Annotated in this window: 17 protein-coding genes and 1 pseudogene; 4 read left to right on the forward strand and 14 right to left on the reverse strand. The window is 33.4% G+C overall.

Annotation, left to right across the window (positions count from 1 at the left end; all coding sequences use genetic code 11):
• Positions 1-5 precede the first annotated feature (5 nt).
• The 10 genes and pseudogenes from CFE53_RS03865 to CFE53_RS06905 form a co-directional block, all read right to left on the reverse strand.
• Positions 6-461, reverse strand: a complete 456-nt coding sequence (locus CFE53_RS03865; RefSeq protein ID WP_148120568.1) for a flagellar protein G — start codon at positions 459-461, stop codon at positions 6-8.
• A 111-nt stretch (positions 462-572) separates the two neighbouring features.
• Positions 573-980, reverse strand: a complete 408-nt coding sequence (locus CFE53_RS03870) for a flagellar protein F (protein WP_148120569.1) — start codon at positions 978-980, stop codon at positions 573-575.
• The gene (locus CFE53_RS03875; RefSeq protein WP_148120570.1) at positions 970-1,377 is read right to left on the reverse strand and encodes a FlaD/FlaE family flagellar protein; all 408 of its coding nucleotides are present in this window, start codon (positions 1,375-1,377) and stop codon (positions 970-972) included. The genes CFE53_RS03870 and CFE53_RS03875 overlap by 11 nt, the downstream gene beginning before the upstream one ends.
• A gap of 22 nt (positions 1,378-1,399) precedes the next feature.
• Positions 1,400-2,398, reverse strand: coding sequence for a FlaD/FlaE family flagellar protein (locus tag CFE53_RS03880; protein WP_148120571.1), 999 nt, complete (start codon positions 2,396-2,398; stop codon positions 1,400-1,402).
• A complete protein-coding gene (locus tag CFE53_RS03885) occupies positions 2,391-2,834 on the reverse strand; it encodes a flagella accessory protein C (RefSeq protein ID WP_253254737.1) in 444 nt (147 codons plus the stop codon). Before CFE53_RS03885 ends, CFE53_RS03880 begins: the two co-directional genes overlap by 8 nt.
• A 122-nt stretch (positions 2,835-2,956) precedes the next feature.
• Positions 2,957-3,628: a flagellin gene (locus CFE53_RS03890; protein WP_148120572.1), complete on the reverse strand. Its 672-nt coding sequence runs from the start codon at positions 3,626-3,628 to the stop codon at positions 2,957-2,959.
• A 56-nt stretch (positions 3,629-3,684) separates the two neighbouring features.
• Entirely contained in the window at positions 3,685-4,323 is a 639-nt protein-coding gene (locus CFE53_RS03895) for a flagellin (protein WP_148120573.1), read from the reverse strand.
• 57 nt (positions 4,324-4,380) lie between these two features.
• Positions 4,381-5,031, reverse strand: a complete 651-nt coding sequence (locus CFE53_RS03900) for a flagellin (protein ID WP_148120574.1) — start codon at positions 5,029-5,031, stop codon at positions 4,381-4,383.
• A gap of 62 nt (positions 5,032-5,093) precedes the next feature.
• Positions 5,094-5,561 carry a hypothetical protein gene (locus tag CFE53_RS06900; protein WP_253254787.1) on the reverse strand — a complete coding sequence of 156 codons (468 nt, stop codon included), beginning with the start codon at positions 5,559-5,561 and terminating at the stop codon, positions 5,094-5,096.
• Between the two features lie 132 nt (positions 5,562-5,693).
• Positions 5,694-6,068: pseudogene (locus CFE53_RS06905) on the reverse strand (archaellin/type IV pilin N-terminal domain-containing protein); the annotation flags it as partial.
• A gap of 233 nt (positions 6,069-6,301) precedes the next feature.
• Between CFE53_RS06905 and CFE53_RS03910 the strand changes: the two are divergent.
• Entirely contained in the window at positions 6,302-7,951 is a 1,650-nt protein-coding gene (locus CFE53_RS03910; RefSeq protein ID WP_148120576.1) for a HEAT repeat domain-containing protein, read from the forward strand.
• A 2-nt stretch (positions 7,952-7,953) separates the two neighbouring features.
• Positions 7,954-8,442: a MogA/MoaB family molybdenum cofactor biosynthesis protein gene (locus CFE53_RS03915; protein WP_148120577.1), complete on the forward strand. Its 489-nt coding sequence runs from the start codon at positions 7,954-7,956 to the stop codon at positions 8,440-8,442.
• 555 nt (positions 8,443-8,997) lie between these two features.
• Here CFE53_RS03915 and ilvD read toward each other — a convergent pair.
• Positions 8,998-10,653, reverse strand: coding sequence for a dihydroxy-acid dehydratase (gene ilvD, locus CFE53_RS03920; RefSeq protein WP_148120578.1), 1,656 nt, complete (start codon positions 10,651-10,653; stop codon positions 8,998-9,000).
• Between the two features lie 1,386 nt (positions 10,654-12,039).
• Between ilvD and hisA the strand changes: the two genes are divergently transcribed.
• Together hisA and CFE53_RS03930 are read left to right on the forward strand one after the other, a co-directional pair.
• Complete coding sequence (hisA, locus tag CFE53_RS03925; protein ID WP_148120579.1) at positions 12,040-12,762, forward strand: 1-(5-phosphoribosyl)-5-[(5-phosphoribosylamino)methylideneamino]imidazole-4-carboxamide isomerase; 723 nt, start codon at positions 12,040-12,042, stop codon at positions 12,760-12,762.
• Positions 12,763-13,695, forward strand: a complete 933-nt coding sequence (locus CFE53_RS03930) for a carbohydrate kinase family protein (protein ID WP_148120580.1) — start codon at positions 12,763-12,765, stop codon at positions 13,693-13,695.
• Here the strand turns inward: CFE53_RS03930 and CFE53_RS03935 are convergent.
• From CFE53_RS03935 to CFE53_RS03945, 3 genes are all read right to left on the reverse strand, one after another.
• Positions 13,692-14,084, reverse strand: coding sequence for a DUF126 domain-containing protein (locus CFE53_RS03935; RefSeq protein WP_148121153.1), 393 nt, complete (start codon positions 14,082-14,084; stop codon positions 13,692-13,694). The genes CFE53_RS03930 and CFE53_RS03935 overlap by 4 nt on opposite strands.
• Before the next feature lie 636 nt (positions 14,085-14,720).
• Complete coding sequence (locus CFE53_RS03940; RefSeq protein ID WP_148120581.1) at positions 14,721-15,722, reverse strand: sn-glycerol-1-phosphate dehydrogenase; 1,002 nt, start codon at positions 15,720-15,722, stop codon at positions 14,721-14,723.
• A 15-nt stretch (positions 15,723-15,737) separates the two neighbouring features.
• The gene (locus CFE53_RS03945; protein ID WP_148120582.1) at positions 15,738-16,235 is read right to left on the reverse strand and encodes a YfcE family phosphodiesterase; all 498 of its coding nucleotides are present in this window, start codon (positions 16,233-16,235) and stop codon (positions 15,738-15,740) included.
• Positions 16,236-16,512: the final 277 nt, after the last annotated feature.

Below are 16,512 nucleotides of genomic sequence, written 5' to 3' on the forward strand. Positions count from 1 at the left end.
TCACCTTATTGAATATACACCTTCAATGACCTTATTATACCACCTTCAGTGATCACCTTTACTACATGATATCCTGTGTTATTATAACTAACATTTATACTACCTACCATTGAGGGATAAAGCACTTCCAATGATTCATCGTTAATAACCTTTGTAGATACTATAGGAACAACATCTCCATCTATCATTACAGTAAGTACGTCCTTAGTGAAAGTTATTGGCGATTTTCCAGTATTTTTTATGTATATGAGTATAGTACCTGTTGAAGTGTCTCTGGGAATATTCTCTGGATCGTTGATTATTTCAAAATCTTGGGATAACCTTGAAGATAGGATGTCCCCTTTATTATCAATTCCAAGGGATATTTCATGGGTGGTAGTAGCTAAGATTCCTGAGACAGCGGCGGCGATTATTAAAACACTGACAAATAGGATCATCTCTGAAAATATATTAGATGCCATTAAATCACCTTAAATGATATCCTGCAGGCAAATAATAAAAATAATAAATTAATTAAAGTATAAATTTTTACTAATAATGTAAACATAATAAACATTAAAATATTAAAGAAATTAGGGAATATCGCAGTAGTACTTATTACCGTACTCTGATACTATACACAATCTTGCCGGTGTAGTGGCGTTTATGCTAATATTTACACTGTTCAAGGGAAAGACGTATTTTACATTGGGGTGTACACTGAAGTTTATTGGAACTCCGTTGTATAGTACTGTCCATTTTGAGGGCTCATGGACTATGGGACCGTCGTTCTTAATAGTTATATTTATGTTGTCAGATGAACTTGCTACCGAAATTATAACCAACTTTTCCCGTAACTTTTTATTTTCTAGTTCAATATGGTCTGAGTAGGCTTTAGATATCTTTCCCAAATTCAGGTCCAATGAGGAGTATAGATAAATAGTGCAAACTAGCAAGGTTGATAGGATTATAATTACACCTACAGTAGAACTAAATCCCATAGTACTCTTCAACCCCCTTTCTAATTCTCCTTATTTCCCACTCTATCCTGTCCAATATATCACTGGATATCTTTTTACCATTTAATCTCTCTATGAAGAGTAAGGAAACTAGATGGTCAGTAATGGTCAATCTTGGAGGCAATTCTTCCTCTTCCTCTATCCCAGTTCTAATACCCTTTAAAAGTTTCAATAGATCCAATACTGCTCTATCAGAGAGCCACCCTAAGTTGTAGTAGAACTCCAACACATCTGGAATGTTTGAATACCCTACCTTTTCTGAGAGGTACTCTATCCATTTGAAGGCAAAGATTATGGATATTGGATCGTCAGGTATCTTCTCCAATTTAGCTGGTCTATGGGTTTCAAGTAATATGGATGATAGTGATGTAGTATCCATAGCAGATCCCTCCTTAAATTTTTTAGATAAATTGTAACTCTTCAGCCCATTTTCTTATTCTAGTAACTTCTCTCTCAATATTCTCCAGTTCATCTATAGGGATTGGCCTACCTGCCAACTTCTCTATATAAAGGAGAGAAACAATATGGTCCTCTGGAATCATTTTATCTACGGGCTTTCTAAGTTCCTCATTTAGATATTTCATATTCTTTGATATTTTTATCAACCTATTTACCACTTTTTCTGATATCCACCCTAAGTTGTAGTAGTAGTCAAGGATGTCGATTAAGTTGTTTAGACCAACTCTACTTATTAGAAATTCTAACCACTTAAAAACCAACATTGTAGACAACGTATCTTCAGGTATATCTTCTAGCCTATACTTCCTATCACTTAATTTCTGTATTTCAGATGCCATGTCAATACCTCCCTCCTTCTTCTTAGAGATAGGAGTTACTTCAGAAATTTGTTTTTCTAAAGGTTCTAGAGCACTTTCTTCTTCTACAGGTTTCTCTTTTTCTTTTTCTTCTTCTATCTCTTGAGATACTAGTTCCTCACTTTCTAGATCCTCTTCTTTAACTTCTACTTCTTCTTTAACTTCTTCATCCTTTTTAATCTCTTCCTCTTCTTTGATCTCTTCTTCTTTAATTTCTTCTTTCTCTTCTTCTAACTTAGATATTTCTTTTTTTATGTCCTCTGAGATTTTTGTCGCGGAAGAGATTGCAGCAACTTTCATTAATGCATCTAATTTTTTACTTAATTCATTAATTTTTTCCATCAATTCCTGGGTTTTTTTATCATCAGGCCTTTTACCTAGGTACAAATCTGTTATTCTGGTAACTATCCTATCTAACTGACTTTTAGTCAATCTTCTATTTTTCAAATTGTTTTTCAAAAGTTCGACAATAAATGATGGGATCTTAGTTTTTAAATTTTCTAGATATTCTTCCAATTCGTCATCAGTTAAGTACTCTTCCTCTAAGGAGGATGTGGATGAGAGTACTTCTGTTCCGCTAATCATAAATATCCTCCTCCTCTGGCATTACTCTGGAGATCTCCTCCTCAGCAAGTACATCTTCTATAATATCGTTTATATCTATATCATGCTGTTTTAAATAAATCTCCGCTAAGATTATTATATCCTTCTGTAATTCATCAATTTTTTTTCGAAGGATTTTGGTTTCATGTTCTAATTTTTCCAATTTTTCCATACTTGCAGCAGTAATTTTTGAGATTCCGATAAATGGATTTATTTGATTAGAGACAACTTCGTAAAGTGCCATTATATCTTGAAAATTCTCATTGATCTTATCTATACTCTCTCGTAAAGTCTCATTTTCTTTTCTAAGGTTGGTAATCATCATCTCTATTTTTGGAAATTTAGATTCTAATTCTTCGATTTTAGCTAGAAGTTCTTCATTTGCAGCCGCTAATTCATCACCTCCAGTTTCTACCACTTCCTCTTCAATTATAAATTCCTCTCCTAATTCTTCTTTTTCCTCTTCCTTCTTTTTACCAAACGCTATTTTTTTTTTATCTCTTCAATTATTTCTGCTATACTAGGCATAGTTTCACCATTTTATTGGAGATATACAACTTTTCTAGTGTAAGTAGATGGTGTTATGAACTCTATTATCCCTGAGGCACCGTATTCAGGAATAACTTCTCCAGATATTCGTTCTCTTGGTGAGATTCCTCCTATTATTTGTCCTACGTTTACCGTAAGGACCACTTTGTCTCCGTAGTTGATAGTTGGGTGTTCTTTACTACCTGTAGAATTATCTTCATCCTGAAGTACAATTACTCCGAACTTAGACTCGTTCTTTAATATCCAACCATCTTTTGTATTCTCCTGCCCTCCTTCAACTAATCCTTTAAATATATTATCTATTCCACTTTCTTCAGTATGCATTATTTCTCCTGAATATACTAAAGACATTTTTTTATCTTTATTAGATAATACTACTATAGTAGAGTTAAGATCTATACTATCTCCAATATTAGGTCCTATAATTATCGCTAGTCCTTTAATATTATCATTTTCTGCATATCCAACAACTCTAATAACTTGAATTCCACTTGCAACCTGTTTTGTACTTTCCCTACCAACAAGAGATGCCTTCTGTTGCAAGTGTCCTGCTGTATTTATTATTACAGCCGCTGCAACTGCCGCGACTAGTACTAGAGCAATGAATATTATCAGAGTACCAATACCTATTGCTCCTTTTTTACTTTTGATGAACCTCATCATAAGAAATCCCCCTTAAAAATTTTTGTAAAGAGAGATGGATAAGAAAATAATATCATTTACTGAAGTCTTACCACTTGTGTATCGTCCAAGTATGTTGCTGGTGTTGTGAAGGATATTACTCCTGGAGCACCAAACTCAGGCTGTACATTTCCTGATATGGTCGATCTTGGACCCATATTTAAAGTTGTTGTATTCAATACGATTGCTACAATATCTCCTTTGTTTATTACTGGTGTTATATTCTTACAGGAACCATCTGCATCTTGGATAACTACTATTCCAAAGTCTGTTGATTTCAATCCACTCCAATTAACTTCTTCGAATAAGGATCCACCATTTCTTAAATCGTAATGTTGGGATACATTATACTTTGCTACTAACTTTTTCTTACCATCAGTTATCATTACAACTGCCTGACTTAAGTCTATTGGAGCACTTCCAGCGTTTGGTGTTATGAATATAGCAGTTCTGTTTATGTTAGTTGTATTATGCATTCCTTGGACTTCTAAAATGTTAATACCACTTGCAACCTGCTCTGTACTCTGCCTACCTGTGGAGGATGCCTTCTGCTGCAAGAATCCACTTGTGTTTATCAATACACTTGCTGCAACTGCTGCTACTAGAACCATAGCTATGAATACTATTAAGGTACCAATACCTATTGCTCCTTTTTTACTTTTGATGAACCTCATCATAAGAAATCCCCCTTTAAAAATTTTTGTAAAGAGAGATGGATAAGAAAATAATATCATTTACTGAAGTCTTACCACTTGTGTATCGTCCAAGTATGTTGCTGGTGTTGTGAAGGATATTACTCCTGGAGCACCAAACTCAGGCTGTACATTTCCTGATATGGTCGATCTTGGACCCATATTTAAAGTTGTTGTATTCAATACGATTGCTACAATATCTCCTTTGTTTATTACTGGTGTTATATTCTTACAGGAACCATCTGCATCTTGGATAACTACTATTCCAAAGTCTGTTGATTTCAATCCACTCCAATTAACTTCTTCGAATAAGGATCCACCATTTCTTAAATCGTAATGTTGGGATACATTATACTTTGCTACTAACTTTTTCTTACCATCAGTTATCATTACAACTGCCTGACTTAAGTCTATTGGAGCACTTCCAGCGTTTGGTGTTATGAATATAGCAGTTCTGTTTATGTTAGTTGTATTATGCATTCCTTGGACTTCTAAAATGTTAATACCACTTGCAACCTGCTCTGTACTCTGCCTACCTGTGGAGGATGCCTTCTGCTGCAAGAATCCACTTGTGTTTATCAATACACTTGCTGCAACTGCTGCTACTAGAACCATAGCTATGAATACTATTAAGGTACCAATACCTATTGCTCCTTTTTTACTTTTGATGAACTTCCAGATTTCAGATTTCATAGATTCTCACCCCTATCTTTTATAATAAAAGTTAAAAATTTAGTAAGAAGAGCCTAGGTGCCTTACTGTAGTTCTATAATCTCACTTGTATATGCTGCTGGAGTAGTTACATCCAATATTGCTGGAGCACCAAATTCTGGCTGTAATTTACCTGTTATTTCAGCTCTTTCAGGAATATCATTTCCAAATGCTGCTTCAACGTTTATCAGTATTGCTACAATATCCCCTTTGTTTATTACAGCACTCTCTATAACTGATTTATCGTTGTCCTGCAGTGGAACTACGAGGAACTGCTTATCGTCAGCGCCTCCCCATGTTGCTTCATTGCTTTTAATGTATAGCCAGTCAGAGGATCCAAAATTATTATCAGCAGTTACTGAGCTATTACTCTCATCAATAATTTGAACTATCATGTTGTTATCATCGTATGATGTTATATATAATGTTCCTGTACCACCATTAGCATTTATATTAGAATTGTTAGATTTAATAGTAACACTTATACCATTAAATTGTTTCAATAATGCCATTAATTTGTGGTTATTAGTTGTTATTTCTATGATATCTTTACCACCTCCATTTCCATCATTATCCTTAGCCACAATCCCAGTTGTTGGATAATCATCTTCTGTGAAATTTATAACTCCATAATTCTTCAGTTCAAATATATCCTCAGTACCTGTAGTAGCTTCTATTGTATTGTTATACTTCAATACTACGGATTTACCATTATGTGTAAGGAACAACTTTGCCTCTTTTAAGTCTATTGGAGCACTTCCTGCGTTAGGAGTTACGTACATTACCATTCTATCTAAGTCGTAATATTTTCCATTAAATCTGAAGACATGACCAGTAACTCCGCTACAGTACAATCCACTTGCAACCTGCTCTGTACTCTGCCTACCTGTGGAGGATGCCTTCTGCTGCAAGAATCCACTTGTGTTTATCAATACACTTGCTGCAACTGCTGCTACTAGAACCATAGCTATGAATACTATCAAGGTACCAATACCTATGGCACCTTTTTTATTCTTCATGTACTCCAAAAGTTTCTTCATGGTATATCACCTAAATTTGTAGTTGATTTTGTATTATTTGCAATTACTATTGTTATAATTATATAATAAATACTTTTTTTGTATTCCATGTTGCATACGTTTTTGTATCTTCTTATGTAGGTACCACTAAAACCTACATAAATACCTACCCTTTAAACTTAATATATCCATTTATATAAATATTGATTATAACAACGTTGGATGGCGAGACTATGGTGAAAAGAATATCTAAAACTTCAGAATTATATGATGATAATCTCATTTCTGTAGATTCTCACAACCTAAAAGATCTCTTAAAGACGTTTAAAAAGGGAGATGTTAAAACAAAACTATCTATACTCAACAAGATATCTCTTATTTCAGTGGCAGATCCAAAGGCACTCCAGGATGTGATACCCTATTTAATAGAGTTAATAGAGGACAAAGATTGGAAAATAAGAAAAAATACTGTTGAAATTCTAGGAAATATTGGACTTGTAAGTTATGAAATGGTAGAAAATTATTTAGACAAAATACTAAAGAAATTGGATGATAAAAACCTAGATGTAGTGTATTCAACAGCCTATGCAGTAGTTAAGATATCTATAAATCCTAAATGTAAAAATAAGCACAGACTTATAAACAAGGTACTGAAAAAGATAAGACCAAAGAGCAACCATCTATATAGCGAAATAATTAAAAATATAAGTGAAATCTACCCCCATATTGCACAAAAGTATATAAAAAATACATTGAAACTTCTCAATGAGGATAGCCCAATTATAAAAATAAATATATTAAAAACCTTAGGAAATGTTGGAGATATAAAGATAGATAGAGAAGTTGCTCAGGAGATTGTAAAATATCTAAGAGGTCCCCCAGAACTTAAGAGGTATAGTGCATATGCAATATGGAAACTAAGTAAAAAGAACCTGAAACATTTCGATAATGCCATAGAACCCCTTATAGAGATTGCAAATGTGGAGAAGGATGAGAAGTTAATAATTTATTCAATACTGGCCTTAAATGCACTCTGTCATATAAACCCCAAAAAATTCAAAAAATTGAATATAAACAGTTTAATCTACAACAAGCATCTAAGAAAACCCCTTTTAGAACTCCTTTATAATTTATCAACATTGGACTACACTCTGTTAGCCCCATATATCGATATATTACATGATATACTCAACACCGAGGAAGATGTCTATACAAATAAGATGATTATACGAATTATTGGCAATATGGGACTATACGATCGTAGATATATTGATAAGTATATACCCATCCTACAGAAAAAACTAAAGATCCGAAAGTTAAAACAAGATGTAGTATTAACATTAGTAAAAGGTAACTATATTGATAAGAACGTCCTTCGTACCATACTCCACGGATTTCGTAATTTGGACAATGAAGAAAACATGAAATTTTTAGAGGAGATCATCGCTCACTATCCATTAAATCTATTAGATGCCCTCTACAATGAGATAAAAAAGTTAGAGCCCTATCTAAATAGAAATAACAACTTCAAGAAACTTTTAAATATAATAAAAGAACGATTAGAAGAGAAAGATAAAATATCAACAGAGGACATAAATACAGTAATAGAGGAGGAGGCTGAAAAAAATATACCTAAGATAGTGGTAGCCTTAGAGTCTGAATGTGCGAAGGTAGAATTGGAAGATGGTAAAAAAGTATACATTATACCAGAGAATACCTGTGTAAAAACACCACTATCTAATGAACTGTTAAAAGTCCTTGAAAAATACAGTAAAAATGAGATGGAGATGTATAAGTTAGTCCATGAGATTATGGTAAAATCTCTTATAGAGGACGTACTTTTAGATTATAGTATGGATCAAAATGATAGAAAACAGGGATAAGGATGCATGAAAAAATAGAAAATGTCGTCTATGGAGTAGTAACTGTAAGTGATAGTAGATTTAACAAACTGATCGCTGGAGAAGATGTTGAAGATAGATCTGGAAGTTTTCTAAGAGAGGAGTTAAAGGCTAAATATCACGTATTAATACCTGACAACAGAGATATGTTAAAGGGAGTCATAGATCACCTTATAGACTTCACAGATGTAGATTGTATAGTAATAACAGGTGGTACAGGTATTTCTCCAAGGGATAACACTCCAGAGGTTTTAAGGGAGATGTTTCATAAAGAGTTAACAGGGTTTTCAGTACTATTCCATAATTTAAGTTATAAAGAGGTAAAATACGCTACATTACTTTCAAGGGCTACTGCAGGGATATATAGAGGGAGAGTAATATACGCATTACCAGGATCTCTAAATGCCTGTAAAACTGCATTACCAATTATTAAAGAGGAGACTGGACATATTTTAAAGCATATAAGAGAGTGACACTTTTTTAAGAAATTATGATATAATTTATAATATTACTTATACATTAAATAATGAGAATGCTAAAATAAAAATTAAATAAAAAGAATAGGATAAGAGTTTGACAGAAATCTTTTACTTTTTCAAACTGTATATATTATTTTGTAAGTAATTTGATATTTTTTTTAGGTTTTTTATTTTTTAATTTTAAATTAATTTTTCATTATCAATATTCTAATTATTTTTTATAAAGTTTTTATAAAGATCTTCCTAGTTCTTATTTTTGTATATAATTTTGATAAAATATAAACTAAAATTTAATTTCCCTTTGAGAAAATTCATAAAAATAATTATAAATAATTTAGAATTATAAATGAAGAATATATGAAATAAGGAACATATTATAAAGAACCATAAAAATAGGTAAATATTTATCCTGAACACTCTCTCTTTTAATCTACTAAACATATTAAAAAACAGTCAAATTAAATATTGTTTTAATAAAAAATCTTCGTCTATTTAACTTTTTATTCGAAATTTTCTAGATAAAAAAATAGAATAGAAGAATAATCAAAGCTAAAACTTCAATATTGCCCCTTCATCTGCCGAGGTAACTAATCTGGAATACCTTGCCAAGTATCCTTTTTTAACCTTAGGTTCCGGCCTCTTCCACTTTGAGAATCTCTCCCTTATCTCCTCCTCAGATAACTTCAACTGGAGACTCTTCCCTATCATATCTATGGATATAATATCTCCATCCTCTACAATAGCAATAGGACCTCCAGCCATTGCCTCTGGAGATACATGACCTATACAAGGGCCTCTACTACCTCCACTGAACCTACCGTCTGTAATAAGGGCAACTTTATCATCTAGCCCCATACCACATATTGCAGATGTTGGAGCCAACATCTCCTTCATCCCAGGACCCCCTGCAGGGCCCTCGTATCTTATAACTATTATATCACCTGCCTCAATCTCCCCTCCAAGTATAGCCTCTAAGGCCTCCTCCTCAGAGTTAAATACCCTTGCAGGTCCCTCATGTTGATACATCTTTGGATCCACTGCACTGATCTTAACTACAGCACCCCTTGGGGCGAGATTTCCCCGTAATATCCTTAAACCTGCCTCCTTATGCACAGGTTTATCAATAGGTCTTATTACCCTATGATCTATATACTTAACCTCCCTTATGATCTCCTTTATAGTCTTCCCACTTACAGTTTTAGCATCCCTTATCTTATCCTCAAGTACCTTCAAGACTGCAGGAATACCTCCAGCCCTGTGTAGATCCAACATAAAATGCTCTCCATTGGGCCTAATAGAGGCTATATGAGGCACTTCCTCACTTAGCCTGTCGAAGTCATCTAAGGTTATAAGACCTCTCTCCATCTCACTTGCAATTGCAGGGATATGTAGAGTTGTATTTGTGGAACCTCCCAGTGCCAGATCTACAAGTATGGCGTTCTCAAAGGATTCCTTTGTTAGGATATCTGTAGGTTTTATATTTTTCCTCACTAAATCTACCACCACTTCTCCACTTCTCTTACATATCCTTACTTTCTGGGCATCTACCGCATGGGTTGTGGCACACATGGGCAGAGATAACCCCAACGCCTCAGTTATACATGCCATAGTATTGGCAGTAAATAATCCTGCACAACTCCCAGGTCCAGGGCAGGCATGATCTTCTATCTCTTTTAACTCCTTTTCATCTATCTTTCCAGCTTTATAAGCCCCTACACCTTCAAATACACTTATTAAATCGTATCTCTTTCCATGGATCTCTCCAGGGAGCATAGGACCTCCAGTAACAACTACAAAAGGAATATTCAACCTCAATGCTCCCATTATCATACCAGGCACTATCTTATCACAGGATGGAAGGAGCACCAACCCATCGAAACCATGGGCTTTAGCCATACTCTCTACAGTATCTGCTATAATCTCCCTTGAAGGTAGAGAGTATCTCATACCCTCATGTCCCATGGCAATACCGTCACAGATAGCCATGGTGTTGAACTCAAAGGCAGTACCTCCATTTGCATATATACCTTTCTTAACAGCATCTGCAAGAGTTCTCAAGTGTATATGGCCAGGCACAACCTCTGTATAACTGTTGACCACTCCGATAAAGGGTCTGTTTATCTCCTCATCTGTATAGCCACAAGCCTTTAGTAAACTTCTATGAGGTGCTCTGTTTATTCCCTTTTTCACACTATTGCTTATCAATACCATCACCTGAAATAATCTTATTCTTAAAATAGAGGTTTAATATTATAAATATCTTATATAGTTAGGTTATAAAACAATTTCAAAACTTGTAATAAAAAACATGTGAAAATCTATTTTCTTTTTTCTAGTGTTTATGGTATTTCTACAGAGAATCTTCATTTAATAGGCTGTATTAAAATTAAGAAGAAATTTAATTATTTATCGTTGTTGAGAAATATTTCTGAAAATATTTATTTTACCTCACTTCCTATCAAGATCATGATTAGAAAAATAATAAAAATAACGATATTTATAAAAATTAATAAATAAAAAGGGAGACAGATAACTTCTTAAAAAGAGAGATCGGTAAAATCCAGCCCTACTTTCCCAGTGTTTAGTGTAGTTTAAGATATTAGGATCAATTTTTATTATTTCACCTATAGTTTGTCCTTTATTACGATTTTAAATGTTCTTTATTATTTTTTATTTTTATTTAAACCTTAATTCTCATTAAAGTAATGATTTAAATAATAAAAATAATAAAAAAGACTGGAAAAAACCTTAGTTCCCATCAGTAGTGATTAAAAGAACTATGAAAAAATGAAAAAATAATAATAATTGTTATAATAAAAATCATGATTAAAATAATCAGTATAAAATCTATATAAAAATAAAAACTATTAAATACCCTTAGGATCTTTCCGAATCTTTAGATAATATTATGAGATCTTACTCTGAATCCCTGTATTAGATAGTATTCGGAGGGTTATTCTCCTTCAATCTTCTTTTTAAAATACTATATCTGAGATAATAGAAGTTTCTGTTTTTTAAACATTTTCTTTATTTTTTATTTTTATTAATCTATTATTTTTTATAATTATTTTTATTATTCTTTAAACTACTCTTTTGATGGGAATTAGGGTTACTTTTAATAAAAATTAATAATAGTTAGCCTGTTAGAAAGGATCCACTCCACTTCTATAGTATCTTAGAGCATTCCAGAAGAGACTATTTATCTCTCTTATTAATACCTTCTTTTTATACGTTTATTATAATTATTGTTATTTTTATTAGAATTTTTTAATGGGAATTAAGGTAATATAATAAAAAATAAAAAAGATATATTCCAAAAAACAACCAATAGGAGAGACAGAGATCTTATATTAACTATTAACTTTATATCCCTTGAAGTATTTCCTAAGCCACTAGAATAAGAATCTATTTTTTCTCTTTTCTATATTTAGAAGTTGTTAGAAAATAAGAGATTTATTTTTTAGTTTTAAAGGGTTTAACTATATTTATTATAATTATTTATTTTTTTATTGGGATTTTTTAATAAAAATTAGGGTTATTATATAATGATTATTATTTATTTCTATTATTATCAATAACTATGGTGAAAAGATGATAGTTATTCCAGCGGTAGATATTAAAGATAGGAAATGTGTTCAACTTGTACAGGGCGATCCAGAGAGGAAACTTGTAGAACTGGAAGATCCCTTGAAGGTGGCGGAGAGATGGGTAGATGAAGGGGCAGAGATGCTTCATGTGGTGGATTTAGATAGGGCTATATATCAAAAGAATACCAACGTAGATATAGTTAAAAATATAGTAAGTACCTTAGAGGTACCTGTGCAGGTAGGAGGTGGTATAAGGACTGTAGAAGATGGGATAGATCTTATAGATGCTGGGGCTTATAGGGTTATCTTAGGCACTTCTGCAGTTAAGGATCCAGGGATCGTGGAGAAACTCTCTAAGGAGGTAGGTAAGGAGAGAGTGATGGTTGCTCTGGATTCCAAGGGGGGAAAAGTAGTTATAAGGGGATGGAGAGAGAGAACTGAGCACTCTCCAGTAGATATTGGTAAGACTCTGGAGGAGAAGGGGGCAGGAAGTATTCTATTTACAAATGTAGATGTGGAGGGATTACTTAGAGGGGTAGAAATCGACACTGTTAAGATCTTGGTAAAGGAATTAAATATTCCAGTTGTGGCGTCTGGTGGTGTTAGTACCTATGAGGATATCCTTAAACTGAAGGAAACTGGGGTTGAGGGGGTAGTTATAGGATCTGCACTCTATAAAAATTTACTGGATCTTAGGAAGTGTATTGAGATATCTAAAGGTGATTAAATGAACTCTGAGGATAATAAAAAGATAATTGCAGTTGGGCATATAGCCCTTGACTATATCTTCAACGTTGAAAAATTCCCTGAACCTAATACATCTATTCAAATACCCTCTGTTAAGAGATACTACGGAGGTGCTGCCTGTAACGTGGCTGTGGCAGTTGCTAAGTTGGGACTTCGTTCTGGTATAGTCTCCTGTGTAGGATACGACTTTATAAACAGTAACTATAGTTCCTATCTAAAAAATCTCAATATAGACGTTTCTAATATATACCACTCAGATGAGGAGGAGACTCCAAAGGCTTGGATATTTACAGATCCAAAGAACAACCAGATAACTTTTTTCCTCTGGGGTGCAGCTAAACACTACAAGGAGTTGAAACCTCCAACATTTGACGGAGATATAGTACATTTAGCCACTGGTGATCCAGATTTCAATGTAAAATGTGTCGATGCTGCAAAGAAGGAAGATAAGATAGTATCCTTCGATCCTGGACAGGATCTACCTCTTTATTCCAAGGAGAACATGGAGTATATCATAGATAATGGGGACTTTGTATTTATGAACGTCCATGAATACAGGAGAGCCCTTAAACTGTTGAAAATAGATGAGGAGGACTTCAGAAAGAGGGTACCTATCTTGGTGGTAACCTTTGGAGAGAAAGGAAGTGTTATATACATCAAGGATAAAGAGATAAAGATACCTTCCATACCTACAAAGGTTGAGGATCCCACTGGTGCAGGAGATGGCTACAGGGCTGGATTTCTAACTGCCTATCTAAAGGGCTACGATCTCAAGGATTGTGGACTTATAGCCTCTGCAGTGGCCTCCTTTGTAGTTGAGAAAAGAGGATGTCAGACAAATCTACCTACCTGGGAGGATGTTATAAAGAGGTTGAAAGGGAGAGGATACACTATTGAAGAGGTTAAGAGTTAATCTCTTTTGTATATCTTAACTATCCCTTTATCTCCATCTAAAACTACCCAGTCTCCAGTCTCTATCTTAGAGATATCTATATTATCCACTAATGGAATCCTCCCTAGTATTGCTCCAGTGGCTACTATAGGTTCACACTCCCTATTTACTATTCCCTTCAATATACCTTTCCTTCCAAGGGCGTATATAACGTAGGACCCTACAGTACTCCCTTTACCTGTTGGAAAAACAAGTATTCTATCTTTTATACTTTTGCCGTATATATCACTCTCCCTATCAACTACTATACCCTCTTTATTTACCCCCCCTAGGAAAGATATAGGTTTATGGGATACCAACGCCTCACCTTCAACTATACCCTTTGATATGGATCTTCCCTTTATCTCAATGTATTCCATAGTCTCACATTTTTTATTTGATGTCCATATCTACTAAACGATAACTATTGAGAGTTCCAATTTCATAAAAACTCCTATTAAATCCTCATAAAATAGTTTAATATATTTAATGAGAATTATGTTAATTTCTTTATTTTTAACTACAGGTATTAAGATATACACCTATAGTTTCTATTAGAGAAATCCTGATTTAAAGATTTTAATAATAATACTATTATATGAGGTAAACAAAATTTGTTTTATACTACACAACAACTATGAAGGGTCTCGATAGATAATAAAAAACCTTAGTTCCCATCAGTAGTGATTAAAAGAACAGTGAAAATAATCTATATATAAATTATTAAATACTCTTAAGATCTTTCTGAACACATAGGTAAGATAAGGGATCATATTCTGATATCCACTATATTAGAAGGTATTCAGAGGATCATCAATCTTCTTTTTAAAATTTTTTGTATCTGGGATAATAGAAGTTTTTTATTTTTAATTTTTTCTTATTTTTTTTATCTTATTATTTTTATAATTCTTATTATTCTTTAAACTATTCTTTTGATGGGAACTAAGGTATATAATAAATTTAAAAAATTTTTATTATTTTTATTCCAATAATATAAAATCCAAATGTTATATAACCTCACACTCTTTTAATATCTCCTCAGCCCTCTCCTTGGAAATGCCCTCCCTTAATATTGTATACCTTTTCCTAATATTGTGGGCTATCGTTAGCGCCTCAATAAGAATCTCCTCTTCAAAACCTAACTCCTTCCCAGTAGTAGGTGCTCCAACTTTTTTTAAAGATAGTTTGATATTCTCCATATCTTCATAGTTGAGATTGCCCTCTTTGTAGTGTAGATAGGAGGAAATAATAGTACCTACTCCACACTGTTCTCCGTGGAGGCTATCTATATCCAAATCGTATTTTTTCTTTAAATAATCTAAGGCATGAGAAAATAGGTGTTCGCTTCCAGAGGCTGGCCTAGTGGAGCCTGCTATAGATATGGTAATTCCACTACCTATAAGTGCCTTTACAAGTTTCTCTGGATACTGAGATAGATCAGTATCTCTCAATACGTAATCCATCAACTCCTCTGCAATAGTTTTTGAAAAGATGGCAGAACTCTCACTGTAGTTCTCCCCTATCTCTCTATGGGCAAGTTTCCAATCTAACACCGCAGTTATATTAGATATCATATCTCCAAAGCCTGCACTTAATAGTCTCTTGGGAGATTTTCTTATGATATCCAAATCTACAACTACAGCTATTGGAGGATCCACCAAAATAGAGGGTTGTTCTAGAGAAACCACAGGTGATGCTATACCATCATTTGATGCTGTAGTAGGCATAGATATAAATGGAATTCCTGAACAGTATGCCATATATTTACCTATATCTATGGATTTTCCACCACCTACTCCTATTATAGAGTCGTATCCCTTTGTGATATTCTCGATATTCTTATCTTCCAGATCTATATCACTGTAGTAGATATAATCGAAATCTGGGGCGTATTTTTTAGTTCTTTTACCTGCAACAACTAAGGGGTTTTTTAGATTAAGTTTCGAAAGAATTTTATATAGGGCATCCCTACCTTCATCTACTGCTATATACCTTGGTATTGTGATCATCTTTTCACATCGTCGTTATTTTAAAGGTATTAAAGTAGGTTTTATAATATTATCCTCAATTTCAACCTTCATTATACTCTTTCCAAACCCTCTTGGCACTGTAGGGCTTCCAGGATTTAATAGGAGAATTTTTTTATTTAACTCTTCAATGTCGATCTTTTTAATAAGAGGTACATGGGTATGTCCAGAAATTAGAACATCTAAATTTTTCTCTAAGGAGTAGTACTTCATTTTCAATATATCTCCCCTTGGATATATAATGTCTCCATGTATAACCCCTATATTGAAACCTCCAATGTTTAAAGTTATTTCCCTTGGAAGATCGAGATAATCCATATTACCTCTTACAGCGACAGTTTTACAGATATCCCTTAAATCCTCCAATACACACTCCGATGTTATATCCCCACAGTGAATAATGAGATCTACATCTGAAAAATGTTGAAATACCTCTTCAGGCACCTTATCTGCCCTGTCATATACATGGGTATCAGAGATGATCCCTAAGATCAACTTCATCACCTATTTTTTACTTTAAAATGTTTTAAACTCTTTAAATTAAAATAATAATAAATTAAAATAATAGTTAAAAATTATTAATAAAAATAGATAAAAAATATTAAACCATTTAACTCTATCTACTCCTTAAGAAGTTCCCTAAATCCTGGGAGAGGATGAGAGAGTTCCCGGGGAATTAAGGGCATCCAACGGTTGTAATATGTATAAGTTTACAGTAATTTTTACCTTATACTATCTAGATAATATAAACATAAAAAATAAATAATAAATA

Origin of the sequence: Methanofervidicoccus sp. A16 (assembly GCF_003351865.1) — an archaeon.
Lineage (GTDB): Archaea > AGJL01 > Methanococci > Methanococcales > Methanococcaceae > Methanofervidicoccus.

Coding starts and splice junctions, on each gene's coding strand:
- CFE53_RS03865 (WP_148120568.1), bottom strand. CDS start 461: ATGGCATCTAATATATTTTCAGAGATGATCCTATTTGTCAGTGTTTTA.
- CFE53_RS03870 (WP_148120569.1), bottom strand. CDS start 980: ATGGGATTTAGTTCTACTGTAGGTGTAATTATAATCCTATCAACCTTG.
- CFE53_RS03875 (WP_148120570.1), bottom strand. CDS start 1,377: ATGGATACTACATCACTATCATCCATATTACTTGAAACCCATAGACCA.
- CFE53_RS03880 (WP_148120571.1), bottom strand. CDS start 2,398: ATGATTAGCGGAACAGAAGTACTCTCATCCACATCCTCCTTAGAGGAA.
- CFE53_RS03890 (WP_148120572.1), bottom strand. CDS start 3,628: ATGATGAGGTTCATCAAAAGTAAAAAAGGAGCAATAGGTATTGGTACT.
- CFE53_RS03895 (WP_148120573.1), bottom strand. CDS start 4,323: ATGATGAGGTTCATCAAAAGTAAAAAAGGAGCAATAGGTATTGGTACC.
- CFE53_RS03900 (WP_148120574.1), bottom strand. CDS start 5,031: ATGAAATCTGAAATCTGGAAGTTCATCAAAAGTAAAAAAGGAGCAATA.
- CFE53_RS06900 (WP_253254787.1), bottom strand. CDS start 5,561: ATGGCATTATTGAAACAATTTAATGGTATAAGTGTTACTATTAAATCT.
- CFE53_RS03910 (WP_148120576.1), top strand. CDS start 6,302: ATGGTGAAAAGAATATCTAAAACTTCAGAATTATATGATGATAATCTC.
- CFE53_RS03915 (WP_148120577.1), top strand. CDS start 7,954: ATGCATGAAAAAATAGAAAATGTCGTCTATGGAGTAGTAACTGTAAGT.
- hisA (WP_148120579.1), top strand. CDS start 12,040: ATGATAGTTATTCCAGCGGTAGATATTAAAGATAGGAAATGTGTTCAA.
- CFE53_RS03930 (WP_148120580.1), top strand. CDS start 12,763: ATGAACTCTGAGGATAATAAAAAGATAATTGCAGTTGGGCATATAGCC.
- CFE53_RS03940 (WP_148120581.1), bottom strand. CDS start 15,722: ATGATCACAATACCAAGGTATATAGCAGTAGATGAAGGTAGGGATGCC.